The organism is Brevibacillus sp. NL20B1 (assembly GCF_018195675.1).
Taxonomy (GTDB): Bacteria; Bacillota; Bacilli; order Brevibacillales; family Brevibacillaceae; genus Brevibacillus; species Brevibacillus aydinogluensis.
Window position 1 is genome coordinate 1 of sequence record NZ_JAGTPT010000033.1, and the last position, 13,852, is coordinate 13,852.

Annotated in this window: 16 protein-coding genes and 5 tRNA genes; 15 read left to right on the plus strand and 6 right to left on the minus strand. The window is 55.3% G+C overall.

Annotated elements, in window-relative coordinates:
- Positions 1-23 precede the first annotated feature (23 nt).
- The 13 genes from KDN35_RS18090 (at position 24) to KDN35_RS18150 (ending at position 8,050) form a co-directional block, all read left to right on the plus strand.
- Positions 24-100 (plus strand) — tRNA-Asp (locus KDN35_RS18090).
- Between the two features lie 14 nt (positions 101-114).
- Positions 115-190 (plus strand) — tRNA-Phe (locus KDN35_RS18095).
- A gap of 6 nt (positions 191-196) precedes the next feature.
- Positions 197-272, plus strand: a tRNA-Lys gene (locus KDN35_RS18100).
- Positions 273-274: 2 nt separating this feature from the next.
- Positions 275-350: transfer RNA gene (locus KDN35_RS18105), tRNA-Gly, on the plus strand.
- A 175-nt stretch (positions 351-525) separates the two neighbouring features.
- Positions 526-2,259 (plus strand): tetratricopeptide repeat protein, encoded by a 1,734-nt coding sequence (locus KDN35_RS18110; protein ID WP_171566342.1) that lies wholly within the window; start codon positions 526-528, stop codon positions 2,257-2,259.
- Between the two features lie 74 nt (positions 2,260-2,333).
- Entirely contained in the window at positions 2,334-3,293 is a 960-nt protein-coding gene (gene trxB / locus KDN35_RS18115) for a thioredoxin-disulfide reductase (protein WP_171566341.1), read from the plus strand.
- 244 nt (positions 3,294-3,537) lie between these two features.
- Positions 3,538-4,419, plus strand: a complete 882-nt coding sequence (rapZ, locus tag KDN35_RS18120; RefSeq protein ID WP_171566340.1) for an RNase adapter RapZ — start codon at positions 3,538-3,540, stop codon at positions 4,417-4,419.
- Positions 4,420-4,485: 66 nt separating this feature from the next.
- Positions 4,486-5,496 carry a gluconeogenesis factor YvcK family protein gene (locus tag KDN35_RS18125; RefSeq protein ID WP_212133486.1) on the plus strand — a complete coding sequence of 337 codons (1,011 nt, stop codon included), beginning with the start codon at positions 4,486-4,488 and terminating at the stop codon, positions 5,494-5,496.
- Positions 5,497-5,502: 6 nt separating this feature from the next.
- Positions 5,503-6,453, plus strand: coding sequence for a DNA-binding protein WhiA (gene whiA / locus KDN35_RS18130; RefSeq protein WP_171566338.1), 951 nt, complete (start codon positions 5,503-5,505; stop codon positions 6,451-6,453).
- A gap of 51 nt (positions 6,454-6,504) precedes the next feature.
- Positions 6,505-6,762, plus strand: coding sequence for an HPr family phosphocarrier protein (locus KDN35_RS18135; RefSeq protein WP_171566337.1), 258 nt, complete (start codon positions 6,505-6,507; stop codon positions 6,760-6,762).
- Between the two features lie 186 nt (positions 6,763-6,948).
- Complete coding sequence (locus tag KDN35_RS18140) at positions 6,949-7,500, plus strand: AAA family ATPase (RefSeq protein ID WP_171566336.1); 552 nt, start codon at positions 6,949-6,951, stop codon at positions 7,498-7,500.
- Positions 7,501-7,672: 172 nt separating this feature from the next.
- Complete coding sequence (locus KDN35_RS18145) at positions 7,673-7,846, plus strand: hypothetical protein (protein WP_171566233.1); 174 nt, start codon at positions 7,673-7,675, stop codon at positions 7,844-7,846.
- Positions 7,847-7,870: 24 nt separating this feature from the next.
- On the plus strand, positions 7,871-8,050 hold the full coding sequence (locus KDN35_RS18150; RefSeq protein ID WP_171566335.1) for an H-type small acid-soluble spore protein: 180 nt from the start codon (positions 7,871-7,873) through the stop codon (positions 8,048-8,050).
- Between the two features lie 64 nt (positions 8,051-8,114).
- Here the strand turns inward: KDN35_RS18150 and clpP are convergent, their stop codons facing one another.
- The 5 genes from clpP to KDN35_RS18175 form a co-directional block, all read right to left on the minus strand.
- A complete protein-coding gene (gene clpP / locus KDN35_RS18155; protein ID WP_171566348.1) occupies positions 8,115-8,708 on the minus strand; it encodes an ATP-dependent Clp endopeptidase proteolytic subunit ClpP in 594 nt (197 codons plus the stop codon).
- A gap of 120 nt (positions 8,709-8,828) precedes the next feature.
- Positions 8,829-9,968 (minus strand): bactofilin family protein, encoded by a 1,140-nt coding sequence (locus KDN35_RS18160; protein ID WP_171566334.1) that lies wholly within the window; start codon positions 9,966-9,968, stop codon positions 8,829-8,831.
- On the minus strand, positions 9,968-10,528 hold the full coding sequence (locus tag KDN35_RS18165; protein ID WP_212133488.1) for a zf-HC2 domain-containing protein: 561 nt from the start codon (positions 10,526-10,528) through the stop codon (positions 9,968-9,970). The genes KDN35_RS18160 and KDN35_RS18165 overlap by 1 nt, the downstream gene beginning before the upstream one ends.
- The gene (locus KDN35_RS18170; protein ID WP_171566332.1) at positions 10,515-11,120 is read right to left on the minus strand and encodes an RNA polymerase sigma factor; all 606 of its coding nucleotides are present in this window, start codon (positions 11,118-11,120) and stop codon (positions 10,515-10,517) included. Before KDN35_RS18170 ends, KDN35_RS18165 begins: the two co-directional genes overlap by 14 nt.
- A 126-nt stretch (positions 11,121-11,246) precedes the next feature.
- Entirely contained in the window at positions 11,247-11,468 is a 222-nt protein-coding gene (locus tag KDN35_RS18175) for a hypothetical protein (protein WP_212133494.1), read from the minus strand.
- A gap of 573 nt (positions 11,469-12,041) precedes the next feature.
- On the opposite strand from KDN35_RS18175, the gene KDN35_RS18180 reads away from it, so the two are divergent.
- Positions 12,042-13,244 (plus strand): branched-chain amino acid ABC transporter substrate-binding protein, encoded by a 1,203-nt coding sequence (locus tag KDN35_RS18180; RefSeq protein WP_212133495.1) that lies wholly within the window; start codon positions 12,042-12,044, stop codon positions 13,242-13,244.
- 285 nt (positions 13,245-13,529) lie between these two features.
- On the opposite strand, the gene KDN35_RS18185 is transcribed toward KDN35_RS18180, so the two are convergent.
- Positions 13,530-13,607: transfer RNA gene (locus tag KDN35_RS18185), tRNA-Arg, on the minus strand.
- 41 nt (positions 13,608-13,648) lie between these two features.
- On the opposite strand from KDN35_RS18185, the gene KDN35_RS18190 reads away from it, so the two are divergent.
- Positions 13,649-13,813, plus strand: a complete 165-nt coding sequence (locus KDN35_RS18190) for a hypothetical protein (RefSeq protein ID WP_171566329.1) — start codon at positions 13,649-13,651, stop codon at positions 13,811-13,813.
- Positions 13,814-13,852 lie beyond the last annotated feature (39 nt).

Here is a 13,852-nt window from a genome sequence, read left to right on the forward strand (position 1 = left end):
CAAGGAATGAAGGTTTTTTTCACGGAGCTGTGGTGAAGCTGGAGTTCACGCCGGTCTGTCACACCGGAGGTCGCGGGTTCGAGTCCCGTCAGCTCCGCCATCTACAATCAAAGCGGCTCGGTAGCTCAGTTGGTAGAGCAGAGGACTGAAAATCCTCGTGTCGGCGGTTCGATTCCGTCCCGAGCCACCATATTGTGAGCCATTAGCTCAGTTGGTAGAGCATCTGACTTTTAATCAGAGGGTCGAAGGTTCGAGTCCTTCATGGCTCACCAGTGCGGACGTAGCTCAATTGGTAGAGCGTCGCCTTGCCAAGGCGAAGGTCGCGGGTTCGAGACCCGTCGTCCGCTCCATTTTCGTTTTACACAATTGATACAACGGATAGACGACACCACTCGCTGTAAAGCCAGTGGTGTTTCCTGCTTTATTGGCTGGTTGCCAAGCACTTTGCCGGCCGAATCAACTTGTGGCGCGGGAGAGCTTCTGGTACGATACATGGAGTACTGCTCCCGGGATGTTGGAGGTTCTATGAAACATAACAAGGGTATCATCAAAGCCACCGTTGTTGACTTCATGCAAGATCCGGAATTCTTTGTGGAGCGAGGTCTTCGTTCCCTGCATCGCTACGATTACAAGAAGGCCCTTCGCTGCTTTCGCCGGGCAATCGAGCTGGAGCCTACCAATGCCGAATACCACTGCCACCTGGCCAGTGTTTTGGCAGAAACGGGGCAATTTGAAGCATCAAACGACGTCTTGTATGAAATTATCGAAAAGTACGATTCGTCCATGGTGGAAGTATACTTTTACATGGCCAACAATTACGCCAATCTGGAAGACTACCAGATGGCGGAAGAAATGGCGATCCGTTACCTGCAAGCGGATGAAAACGGCCCATATCGGCTCGAAGCGGAAGAACTGCTCGATTATATTTACTTTGAACTGGACATGCCGCCGCGCCACTTCCTTCCCGGTGACCGCGAGGACGTATACAGCAAACACGAACGAGCTCGTCAAAGCCTGGAAGAAGGGCGCTTTTTAGAGGCACTGGAGACGTTGAAAGAAATTGTGGAGACGGACCCGTCGTTCATGCCGGCCTGGAACAACCTGTCGCTGGCCTACTACTACGTGGGCGATTTTGCCCAGGCGATGGCGACGATCGAACAGACGCTGGAGCGGGAAAACGGAAACCTGCATGCGCTGTGCAACCTGGCCGTCCTGCTTTCCCACCACAATCGCGTGCAGGAACTAGTCGGGCTGATCGAGATGCTGAAAAAAGTGGTCCCGTATCACCCGGAGCACATGTACAAGCTGGCGACGACGATGGGCGTGCTCGGGCAGCATGAGGAAGCGTACCGACTGTACTACCGGATGTTGCGGACGGGGCGTATGCACGAAGCCTGCACATACCACTATGCGGCCATCTCTGCCTATATGACCGGACGCAGAAATCAGGCACTGCGTTGGTGGCAGAAGGCCAAGCAGCTGGACCCGGATTCGGGTGTAGCGGATCACTACTTGCAATTAGTAAAAGCGCAGGAAGAAGGGGAGAATACCCTATTGATTCCGTATCAGTACCATCCGCCGCAGCGTGAAGTATCCTGGGAAAAAGCGGCGCTTGAAGGCGTGGAAGGCCTCAAACAGGACCCGATGATCCGCGCTTCGTTGCTCTGGGCGCTGCAGCATGGGCGGGATGAAGTAAAGTTTGCCGTCCTGCAAACGCTTGCCATGATCGGCGATGACGAAGCGGAAGCGGCTGTTCGCCATTTTTACCACCAGACAGACGATCCGCAGCTGCAGAAGCTGGCCTTGCTGGCACTGGCTGACATGGGAGCGGCGTTGCCAGACTGCCCTCCCGGCATATCGGCGGAACGCGTCAAGGGCAAGCCAAACGCAGCGCAGCGTGATGCCGTCACAGACGGTGAGGCGAGCCGCACGACAAACGGTGCGGCGGGTCGCGTGAGCAGTGTCCCGCCCCAGACGGAAATGGAGAGCGTGGAAGACTGCATCTGCCGCTGCCTGATGGAAAACGACCGGACTGACATGGGCGAATGGTGCCTCAAGGTCTGGCACCGCTACAAGGAAAGCGTCGCCAACCCGGTACAGGTGCGGAAAACGGTGGCGTGGGTGGCCGCGCTGGAATATCTATACGGAACGATGAACAATCAGAAGCAATCCCAGGCGTATTTCGCCGAAAAATACGGGATATCTCCTTCAACCGTAGCCAAGTGTGTCAAAGCGTTGGCAGCACTTGATCTGAAATAGATTCTCATTTTATAATAAGTTTAAATAAGTGAATGAGAGCAGGCACAATCGTGCAGATTGAGGAGGCAGTGGACATGAGCGACCAAAAAATTTACGATGTCATCATTGCCGGAGCCGGCCCCGCCGGCATGACGGCTGCCGTATACACCTCCCGTGCCAACATGAGCACGCTGATGCTGGAACGCGGCGTTCCGGGCGGGCAAATGGCCAATACGGAGGAAATCGAAAACTATCCGGGCTTTGGGTCGATTCTCGGACCCGACCTGTCCACCAAAATGTTTGAGCACGCCCAGCAATTTGGTGCCGAGTACGCGTATGGCGAAATCAAGGAAATCCAAGACGGACATCCGTACAAGCGGGTGATTGCCGGCGACAAGGAGTACCTGGCGAAATCGGTCATCGTCGCGACCGGTGCTGAACACCGCCTGCTTGGCGTCCCCGGGGAAAAAGAACTGTCCGGACGCGGCGTTTCCTACTGCGCTGTATGTGACGGGGCGTTTTTCCGCGGCAAGGAGCTGGTCGTTGTCGGCGGCGGCGATTCGGCCGTGGAAGAGGCAGTCTTTTTGACCCGGTTTGCCTCCAAAGTGACCATCGTGCACCGTCGGGATCAATTCCGCGCCCAAAAGATTCTGCAAAAACGGGCGTTTGACAATGAAAAAATCGACGTAATCTGGGATACGGTCGTCAAGGAAATCCGCGGCGACAGCAAAGTACAGGCAGTGCTGCTGGAAAACGTCAAAACGGGCGAGCAGCGCGAATTCCCGACCGATGGCGTGTTCATCTACGTCGGCATGAATCCGCTGTCGGAGTGCGTGCGCGGGTTGGGCATCACCAACGAAGCGGGGTACATTTTGACCGATGAGCGTATGCACACCAAGGTAAAAGGAATTTTTGCCGCAGGGGACGTGCGGGAAAAAATGCTGCGCCAGGTCGTGACTGCTACCGGCGACGGTTCCATCGCTGCTCAATCGGCTCAGCACTACGTGGAAGAACTGAATGAGCGGCTGGCGGAAGAAAATGTCACAATGTCTTAACCTCCTTGTAACATAAATGAAATATTTGGGCGGTACACTAGAAGACGATGAATTGACCCCCTTATCTATACGAACCATACTTGCGTGGCTGCATTCAGCCGCGTCTTTTTTTTACCGAATCGGATGGGACAACCCGCTTCAGGTGCGATGCAGTCCGGCCGGTTCCACGGTTAGGTGGTTGGGAGGGTACGAATACGACAGTGGTTATGGTATGCTTATGTCAGAATCGTAGGAGGCGAGTGGAGTGACGGAAGTGGGAAAAGACAGAGCCATCAATTTGCTCATTATTACGGGAATGTCGGGTGCTGGCAAGACCGTAGCCGTACAAAGCTTGGAAGATTTGGGGTACTTTTGTGTCGACAACCTGCCTCCGGTGCTGATTCCCAAGTTTGCGGAACTGATTAAACAATCGGGCGGCGGCATCGAACGGGTTGCCCTGGTGATTGACCTGCGGGGACGAGAGTTTTTCGAAAGCCTGTCCGAAGCGATTGACAGCCTGAATCAGATGGAGGGTATTTCGTTTCATATCCTGTATCTCGATGCCAGTGACCAGACGCTGGTGTCCCGCTACAAAGAGACACGCCGACGCCATCCGCTTTCGCCGAACGGTTCGCCATTGGAAGGCATTCACGCCGAGCGCCGCCTGCTGCAGGAAATGAAAGGGCGGGCGCATCAGATTATCGATACCAGCCAGATGAAACCGGCACAGCTGCGTGAAAAGATTATCAGTCAATACGCACAGCAGGGATCGCCGCTGACGATCAACGTGCTGTCGTTTGGTTTCAAATACGGTACGCCGATTGACGCCGACCTGATGTTTGACGTGCGGTTTTTGCCGAATCCGCACTACGTGGAGGAACTGCGGCCGAAGACGGGATGTGACCCGGAAGTGGCCGAATACGTCATGAATCATAAGGAGACGAAGGAATTTATCGACAAACTGGTCGATTTTCTGTCCTTTACATTACCCCATTACCAGCGGGAGGGAAAAAGCCAGCTGGTGATCGGTATTGGCTGCACAGGTGGCAAGCATCGTTCGGTGGCGATCACCGAGCACATCGGGAACGTCTTCAGCAAAGATTTTACGGTTCGCATCAGCCATCGAGACATTGACAAAAACAAATGAGCATAGGATGGCGAAAGGACATCTGCGAGGAACGCCTGTGTGGATCAGCATATAATGAGGTGACATATGCCGACAAGGAGAAAGGGAACGCAGCCCGGGGAACAGCTGCGGGTTGTCGTGATCGGCGGGGGAACGGGATTGTCTGTCCTGCTGCGGGGGTTGAAGCATGAACCGGTTCACATCACGGCGATTGTTACCGTCGCCGATGACGGAGGAAGCTCAGGCATACTGCGGGAGGAGATGGATATGCCCCCGCCCGGTGACATTCGCAACGTGCTGACGGCCCTCGCCGACACCGAGCCGTTGATGGAGAAAGTGATGCAGTACCGTTTTTCAACCGGCACGGGATTAGCCGGCCATAATTTGGGGAATCTACTACTTGCAGCGATGAACGAGATTACGGGAGATTTTGTGACAGCAGTGAAAAAGCTGAGCGGTGTCCTGGCTGTGCGCGGCGACGTGCTGCCGGCGTCCACCCAGTCGATTCGGCTGCTGGCCGAAATGGAGGACGGCTCGATCGTCGTCGGCGAGTCCCAGATACCGCTTACAGGCAAGCGGATCAAGCGCGTCTTCCTCGATCCCGAAGACGCAGTGCCGTTAAGCGAGGCCTTGTTGGCCATTGAAGAAGCGGATGCGATCTTGATCGGTCCCGGCAGTCTGTACACCAGCATTTTGCCTAACTTGTTGGTGCGCGGACTGTTTGATGCCGTGAAGCGTTCGCCATCACCAAAACTGTACATTTGCAACGTCATGACGCAGCCGGGTGAAACGGATGGGTACACCGCGTCCGCGCACGTGGAAGTGATGTACCGTCACGTGGGCAGTCCATTTTTGGACACCGTAATCGTCAACTCGGCTGACATTCCCGCGCATGTCTTGGAAAAGTATGCGGAAAAGGGGGCAACTCCGGTCATCTGCGATCTGGGGCGATTGCGTCAACTGGGGCTGCACGTCGTGGCGAAGCCGCTGGTAACGTTTGAGGACGGTTATCTGCGTCACGACGCGCACGCCGTAAGCAAACAGGTGGTATCCCTGATCAGGCGCAAGCGCAGGATGCAGAAGCTAGAGAAGGAGTGAGGGTCAATGTCATCATTCGCCGCACAAACGAAAAAGGAACTGACCATGCTGGACACCCCCGAGTGCTGCAGCCGGGCGGAGCTGGCTGCCTTGATCCGGATGAACGGCAGTCTGCAATTCGGGGCAGGACGGCTGGTGCTGGATGTGACAACAGAGAATGCGGCGATTGCCAGACGGATCTACACCCTGACCAAGCGCCTGTTTCATATACACGCCGAACTCTTGGTGCGCAAAAAAATGCGGCTGAAGAAAAACAACGTCTACATCGTGCGGATTCCGCACAAGGCGCACGAGATTTTGCAAGAACTTGGCATTATGGACCAAGACAAGTCCTTTGTTCAGGGCATTTCACCGGAGATCGTCAAAAGCTCGTGCTGCCGGGCGGCCTATCTGCGCGGGGCGTTTTTGGCTGGTGGTTCGGTGAATCATCCGGAGGCGTCCAGCTATCATTTGGAAATTTTCACGTCCTACCAGAATTTTTGCGAAGCGCTGACCAAGATGGCCAACCGCTATCGACTAAACGCCAAGTGTATCGAGCGGAAAAAAGGGTATGTGCTCTACATCAAGGAAGGCGAGAAGATTACTGAATTTCTCAGCCTCATCGGCGCGCATCAGGCTCTCCTGTACTTCGAGGACGTGCGGATCGTCAAAGACATGCGCAACTCGGTGAACCGCTTGCACAATTGTGAGATTGCCAACATCAACAAGACGGTAAATGCCGCTGCCCGCCAGATGGAGAACATCAAGCTGATTCAGCAGGAGATCGGCTTGGAGAACCTGCCGAAGCGGCTGCGGGAAGTGGCGGAACTGCGCTTGATGCACCCGGACATCAATCTGAAGGAGCTGGGGGAAATGCTGCCCAGCGGTCCGGTCAGCAAATCAGGCATCAATCACCGGTTGAGAAAAATCAACGAAATTGCTGAGAAATTGCGAGAAAAACAAAATGTATCCATCTAGCAGCATGGTATACTTATCGGTAACGAGTACACTGTGTGAGGAGGTCCATACATGGTTCAACAGCAGGTTGTGGTCAAATTGAAAACTGGGTTGCAGGCCCGTCCTGCGGCATTTTTCGTGCAGGAGGCCAACCGCTTTGTATCGGAAATTTTTGTGGAGAAAGGAAACAAAAAAGTAAACGCAAAAAGCATCATGGGCATCATGAGCCTCGCCATCAGTTCGGGAACGGAAATCACGATTTCGGCGGAAGGCCCTGATGCGGCTCAAGCGGTCAGCAGCCTGGCCAATCTGGTCAGCAAAGAGGAATAGGCCGCAACGTTATTGACACCTTGCAGCGCAGCCCCGTTTGCAATCGCAATGCTGCTCCTTGCAAGAACCAGAGGCATAATGCAAAGCAACTTCATTCTTTGCGGGTGCCTCTTTTTCTTTTACCGTGCGGCGGCGATGGCGTTGTACTCGGCTGTTTCACATCCCGTGTAAAAAGGGTGAGTGACCATGATTGTAATGATAAATGGTGCGTATGGCGCCGGGAAGACGACGGTTGCCAGCAGGCTGGCTGCCTCCATACCGAACAGCATGCTGTTTGACCCGGAAGAGGTGGGCTTTATGCTGCGCCGCATCGTTCCGGAGGAAATGAGGCTGCGCGAGGAAAAGACAGATAATTTTCAGGATTTGCAATTGTGGAGGGTGCTGACGGTAAAGGTGGCCGGGCTGCTGAAGATGACCTACGGGAAGCATTTGATTGTTCCCATGACGATTATACATAAGGAATACTTCACATACATTTTCAACGGCTTCAAAGAGCTGGACAAACATACCTGCCATTTTTGCCTGATCGCCAGCCGGGAAACCCTCTATGAACGGCTCAGAAGGCGGGGAGAAGCGGAGGGGAACTGGTGTTACCGGCAAATCCCAGCGTGTGTGGAGGCTTTTCAGGACACATGTTTTGAAGAAAAGATCATGACGGATGGGGTGCCGGCAGAGGAAATCGTTGATTACGTAAAAAAACGTATCGAAGCGATGGCCCATGCTGACGCGACGGGGTGATTTGGCGCAACCGTAATATCCTCAAGGTACGCGTCTGTTTGGGGCAGGCTGCATGTTTTCCCGTCGCTCGGGGGAATGCTAACAGATGAAACAGGCAAGGCTTCCACTCGCTGCCGCATGCGATGGAGTCTTTCATCACCCGGTGCCCAACCGCGCCAAAGGAGGGAGACGTGTGGAGAACAACCGTGACACCCTATACGAAGGACGCGACCAGTACGACATGGACATTGACCGTATGGTAAACGAGGGGCTCGGCGGCGGACAGGTCAGCGACCAGAACGGATTGATCGAGGAGTCGACCACCGATACCATGACGGGCGCCAGTTCGGCCCGCGACAACCGCTGACAGCACCAAGGGAGGGAATGATACATGGATGTGAAGCGCGCACAGGAAATCCTGCGCTCCTCGGAAAAAATCGAGGTCCAGTACAAAGGGCAGCCGGTCTGGATCGACGGCGTGGATGAACGAACCGCGACGGCCCGCGTCCACATTGAAGGCAATCCGGCCAACAGCATGGCGGTCGAGGTCGGACAATTGGAGGAGAAGTAAAAACACCCGGCCTTGCTGGCCGGGTGTCGTGCTTCGAGGGGAAGAACCCTGTCAAGCCGATTGCTTATTTGGAAGAGGATTCCGGCGTGATTACCTTGTCGATCAGGCCGTACTCCAGCGCTTCCTGAGCGGTGAGGAAGTTGTCGCGGTCGGTATCCTTTTGAATCCGCTCCAGCGGCTGACCGGTGCGCTCGGCGAGGATTTTGTTCAGGTGTTCGCGCATTCTCAGGATGCGTTTGGCAGCGATTTCGATGTCGCTCGCCTGGCCTTGCGCGCCGCCGAGCGGCTGGTGAATCATCACTTCGCTGTTCGGCAGGGCAAAGCGTTTGCCCTTGGCGCCCGCCGCCAGCAAAAACGCCCCCATCGACGCGGCCATGCCGACACAAATGGTGGACACATCCGGTTTGATGAATTGCATCGTATCATAAATCGCCATACCGGCGGTAATCGAACCGCCCGGGCTGTTGATGTACAAGTGGATGTCTTTGTCCGGGTCCTCGGCCTGCAGGAACAGCAGTTGCGCTACGACGATGTTGGCAACGGTGTCGTTGATCGGCGTTCCGAGAAAGATAATGCGATCCTTTAGCAGGCGCGAATAAATATCATATGCACGTTCACCGCGATTCGTCTGTTCGATGACGGTGGGAATCAAGTTCATATGCATTAAGCCTTCCTCCTCTCTTGGTAAGATTAATCATACACGAAAGGTCAGTAAAGGTCAAACAGGTAACTGCAAGCCTTTCTCTCAGTTCTCTCCCAATCCTGCCTCTCCTAAACCTTATGGCGTCAGAAATGTTTTATTCGCCTGACGGACCGCGCAGGCCAGCGATCCGAGGAAGGCCATCCACACCGGCAGCGCGAACAGCCAGCCGGCAAACGGGATAATCAGCAGGCACTGCAGCGCCACCACGCCCAGCAGCTCGGCGAGCAGGGGGGGAAGCCGCCAGCGAAAACGCTCGGCCAGCCGGATGCCGATCCAGGAGCCGACAAACACCTTTGCCGACCAGGTAAGCAGCACGAATGCCAGCAGCAGCGCCACCGTCACCGGAATCCCGACGACGGTCACCAGCAGCGCGATCGACAGGAGCGGCAGGCCGAGCACCAAGCCGGCGCCACAAGCGAACGCCTGTCCCGGGTGCCGGTCCAATTGGCTGTAGATGCAGCTCAGCCCGGCCGGGAAGAGAAAGCGCACAGCCAGCCAGAGCAGCAGCGTGCTGAGCAGCGACGAGAGGCCCAACAGGATGGGAAAGTAGGAAAAGGTGTCTTGGTCTGCAGCCACCACCGCGGGGGAATACAGTTCCTTCCCTTTGAGGACAGCGCCGGAACCGATCGCAGCCCGATGCGGACTGGAGTAGACCAGATCGCCGCCGATCACGGCAGGTGCGTCAATCTGCAGGGAGCTGGAGTGGAGTAGTGAGATGCCTTCTCCGATTTCGCCCGTGATGCGCAGGGTGTCCACCTTGCCGTTTGCTTCACGGGCCACTTTGCCGTTCAGGTCCGCATGCGGGGTAAACATCAGCAGGCTGCCGCCTATACGGCCGTTCTGCTCCAGCACGATGTGGCTGGAACCGACGGTGACGTTTCGTTCCACATTGCCGGAGATCGACAGCTGCTGCGTGAAGGCGCGCACATCTCCCGCGACAGTGCCGTCGATGCGAGTGTCGACCGCAAACGCGAGGACATCACCGGTGACGCGTCCGCGTATCTGTACGTTTTCTGCAAGCACGTACAGGTCGCCGTTCACTGTTCCTTCGATGGAGACCGTATTGGCGTTGACCGCCAGATCGCCGTCGTGCACCGCGTCAGCCGGCAGCACGTAGCTATGGTTTGACACTGTGCCGAACGCATGGACTGCATGTGCCGGCACAAGCAGGAAAACGGACAGCAGCAGGCAGAGGATGAGTTTGATCCGTCCCATCAGTCGACCTCCCGATTCTGCAGCCGGGATGGAGGAAAGGGAAGGAAGCGTATGTTCACCAGCAAAAGCAGACCGATCAGCAGCAGCAGCGGCAGCGGCAGTGCCACCACGTATGGACCGGGGACGTTGAACAGGTCACCGGCGTTGTCCTTCAGCCACAGGGCTGATCCCCAAAAGAAGCGGGATGTCCAGGAATTCCACGCAGAGGCAACCCAGTGAAACCACACACTCTGCCAAAAAATGAGATACCCGGCCGCAACCGCCAGAAGAGTGCCCGCGCCAAGTATCGCCCGCCACAGCAGGCGGCGGCGATGCCGCCTGTGCAGGATGGCAATGCCTTCAATCTGCGCCGCCGTGAGCGAGTCCAACTCCAGCGGCGGCAGCGACGTATCCGCGGCGAAAATCGTCTCTGCCAGCAGATGCTGCTCGCCGGTCAACCGCTCCCACGACTGCCGGCAGTGAAAGCAGTGGTCCAGATGCTCTTGAACGCGGGCCGCTTCCTCGGCGGACAACTCGTCATCGCTGTACATCATCAAAGTCAGTTCGTCAATATGCGGCATCGGCCATTCTCCTTTCCTCCCGATGTTTCTCCAGCAATTCTTTTAACTGCTTGCGGGCCCGGAACAGCCGGGTGCCCACGGTGTTTTTGTTCATCCCTACAATGCTGCCGATTTCTTCATAGCTCATGCCTTCGACAAAACGGAGGGTCAGAATCAGCCGGTCGGTTTCGTTCAGGTTGTCCATAAGCGCTGTCAGCTCGGTATGCGTCTCCTTTTCCACGAGGAACCGTTCCGGGCTTTTGACAGTCTCAGCGGGGTGTTTATGTACGTGCAGCAACAACTGTTCGTCCTCCAGCACGATCTCCCGTTTTTTGCGCAGGAAGTCGATGCACGAGTTGGAGGCGATACGGTACAGCCAGGAGTGAAAGGGCAGTGCAGGATCGTATTTGTGCAAATTTTGCGCGACTTTCAGCCAAATTTCGTTGTACAGGTCCTCACCGTCGTGATAGCCGCTGACCAGCTTGCGAACGATGCGCATCACGCGCGGCGCAAACAACAGGACCAACCGGTGGAACGCCCGCGGCTGTCCGTTCACAAACTGCACGGCCAACCGGGCGGCTTCGCTGTTGAGTCGCGCCAGTTCCTGATCCATCACGCATCCCTCCTCCCAGTGATCAATACGGGATCGCCTCCGTCAAAATTTCAATCGACGGGCTCCCTCCTTCAAACATAGCAGGAGAGGCGGGCACTGGAAAAGAGGGGAGCTTCCGAAGCGGACTCAGGCTTCCTCCGTTTCTTCCGCTTCGGTTAGCTCAACAGCCAGGCGCAGCGTCGCGTTCATTTTCCGTCCCTTGATGATCGTGTATTCTTCCACCTGTCGGGCCTGCAGCTTGTTGATGGCCTCGGCCAATGCCTGTTCGTCCGTATACGGCTGAATGGTCAGCAGGCATTCTTCGTCGTTCGCTTCCTGGTAGATGAGGTACAATCGCTCGTTCGCCACGAGAACCGCTCCTTCTTGAACTTATCCACAGAGTTGTCAACAGGTTGTGCACAAAAACGTTTGTTCGCAGGATATGTGCCGTTTCTTCATAGTGTGGCATGCAGACGCAGGAAGGTTAATTTGTAATTATTGGTATTTTGTGTGGCAAGGAGAATCATGTCCATCTAGACGGACAAGCAAGCCGTTTGGCGGATTCATCCGTTGTAACAGCCTGTCTTTTTCCCGTATAATAAGGCAGAAAGCAGTGGGAGAGGGGAAGTGCAAGATGGAAACGACGGTCATTGTGGCCAGTGTCGTCATGTTTATCGGGTTTATCGCCTTGACGCTCTATGTCACGAGCAAAGCGTACTCCCGCAAATACAAGGAATAGAGAAATAGCCAAACGCGCATGCAGCCGCTTCCCGACGGGAGGCGGTTTTCCTTTTTCATCATCTTGGAATCGCTCCTATAGGTATTGCCTATATCTTGCATCTATTTTATCTGTTGCAAATTTTCGTATTTATTTTAAAATATGAGCAAGTGGTTTTATTTCATCAATTGGTTTGCTGGTAAAGTAAAGGGGGATTTCTCGCGATGAAAAAACAGAAATCATTTGCGTTTCTTGCAACGGTTTTGGCGCTGGGCACCGCTCTGGCCGGCTGCGGACAGCAGCAGTCTAGCGACAGCGGCAGCAATTCCGGCTCCAACTCGGGTTCGCTTCAAAAACTGGTGATCGCTTCGGTCGGCCCGCTGTCCGGTCAGTACTCCGATTACGGCAGCACCGCCAAGGCGGGGGCCGAATACGCCCTGAAACAAAGACAGGAAGATTTCAAAAAACTGGGCTTTGACGTTCAACTGCTCGCCCAGGACGACCAGGCCGACCCGAAACAGGGCGTGGCGGTTGCGCAGATGCTCATCTCCAATCCGGATGTCATCGGCGTCGTCGGCCACGTGACCACCGGTGCGTCGATTACGGCATCCGCCCAGTACGAACAGGAAAAACTGGTCATGGTTTCGCCGTCCTCGACCGGGGCCAACCTGACGGAAGAAGGCAAACAAGTGGTGCACCGCATCTGCGCGCGCGACGACATGCAGGGCTCCAAGGCGGCTATCTACGCCAAGAACCAGTTGGGCGTCAAGTCGGCCTACATCGTGCACGACAAGCAGGCGTACGGTCAGGGACTGGCAGACGAGGTGAAAAAGCAATTTGAAAAGGACGGCGTCCAGGTGGTCGGCTATGAAGGCATTACCGCCGGCGAAAAGGACTACAGCGCCGTGATCAACCAAATCATCGCCGCCAAACCGGAGATGATCTACTTCGGCGGCTACTACTCCGACGCCGGCGTGCTCATCAAGCAGCTTCGTGAAAAAGGCTTCAAAGGCATCGTGATGGGCGGCGACGGCTACGACTCCGCTGATCTGGTGAAAATCGCAGGCGCCGACAATGCCAACAACGTCGTGTTCACGTCCGTCGTTGGCGACATCGGGGCGACCGAGGAAGGCAAGAAATGGATTTCCGAATTTGAACAGGCTACTGGCAACAAAGTCGGGATCTTCACGTCCTTTGGTTACGACTCGATGAACGTCCTGCTGCACGGTCTGGAAGAAGCGATCAAAGCCAACAACGGTCAAAAACCGACCCGCGAGCAAGTGCTGGAGCACGTGCACAAGATCAAGGACTTCCAAAGCCAGTTCGTCAAAGTCGGATTTGACGACAAAGGCGACAACGAGTATGCGTCCGTCTACGTGTACAAATACGAAAACGGCCAGAAAGTATACGTGGGTGAAGCGCAGTAACGCGCGGATGAGTCCGGTCGATCGCATCAGCCGGAACGGGACCGCAAGCTGAACAAACAGGACCCGCAGTAAAAAAAGCGCTCTGGAGAATGCTCTCCAGGGCGCTTCAGCGTGTAGACAAAGTGAGTGGTGCATGGGTGATAGGACCCGTTCGCTTTCTTGACGACCAGCAAAGAAGTTGGTAGCGTCCGCTGCAAAACGCGACGCGGGCAGGGGGGCATGTACACGTAAAAAACGCGACCCTCTGCCTGGCAGAGAATCGCGTTTATAGCTGATTGCCACGTATGGTGCGCCCGGTAGGAGTCGAACCTACGCAAGACGCGGTTCCGGAGACCGCCGCTCTATCCACTGAGCTACGGGCGCGTGACGATCTTTATTATAGAACATATTTTAGGGATATGCAAATGCAAAAACTGGAAAATCACAAAAAACTTTTTGGGGCAGAGGCAGTCACACCGCTGCTGCTGAGTCTTCGTGTTTGCCAACAGTACGCGCAGCGGTCAATGTCGGTTGATTGGGCGAGCAGACATATTGAAAATCAAATATTGGCAGGAAAATTGCATGATTGAGCGAATATAATGAGAAAAGACAGAAGTGCCGAAATCTGC

Coding starts and splice junctions, on each gene's coding strand:
- KDN35_RS18110 (WP_171566342.1), top strand. CDS start 526: ATGAAACATAACAAGGGTATCATCAAAGCCACCGTTGTTGACTTCATG.
- trxB (WP_171566341.1), top strand. CDS start 2,334: ATGAGCGACCAAAAAATTTACGATGTCATCATTGCCGGAGCCGGCCCC.
- KDN35_RS18125 (WP_212133486.1), top strand. CDS start 4,486: ATGCCGACAAGGAGAAAGGGAACGCAGCCCGGGGAACAGCTGCGGGTT.
- whiA (WP_171566338.1), top strand. CDS start 5,503: ATGTCATCATTCGCCGCACAAACGAAAAAGGAACTGACCATGCTGGAC.
- KDN35_RS18135 (WP_171566337.1), top strand. CDS start 6,505: ATGGTTCAACAGCAGGTTGTGGTCAAATTGAAAACTGGGTTGCAGGCC.
- KDN35_RS18140 (WP_171566336.1), top strand. CDS start 6,949: ATGATTGTAATGATAAATGGTGCGTATGGCGCCGGGAAGACGACGGTT.
- KDN35_RS18150 (WP_171566335.1), top strand. CDS start 7,871: ATGGATGTGAAGCGCGCACAGGAAATCCTGCGCTCCTCGGAAAAAATC.
- clpP (WP_171566348.1), bottom strand. CDS start 8,708: ATGAACTTGATTCCCACCGTCATCGAACAGACGAATCGCGGTGAACGT.
- KDN35_RS18160 (WP_171566334.1), bottom strand. CDS start 9,968: ATGGGACGGATCAAACTCATCCTCTGCCTGCTGCTGTCCGTTTTCCTG.
- KDN35_RS18165 (WP_212133488.1), bottom strand. CDS start 10,528: ATGCCGCATATTGACGAACTGACTTTGATGATGTACAGCGATGACGAG.
- KDN35_RS18170 (WP_171566332.1), bottom strand. CDS start 11,120: ATGGATCAGGAACTGGCGCGACTCAACAGCGAAGCCGCCCGGTTGGCC.
- KDN35_RS18180 (WP_212133495.1), top strand. CDS start 12,042: ATGAAAAAACAGAAATCATTTGCGTTTCTTGCAACGGTTTTGGCGCTG.
- KDN35_RS18190 (WP_171566329.1), top strand. CDS start 13,649: ATGCAAAAACTGGAAAATCACAAAAAACTTTTTGGGGCAGAGGCAGTC.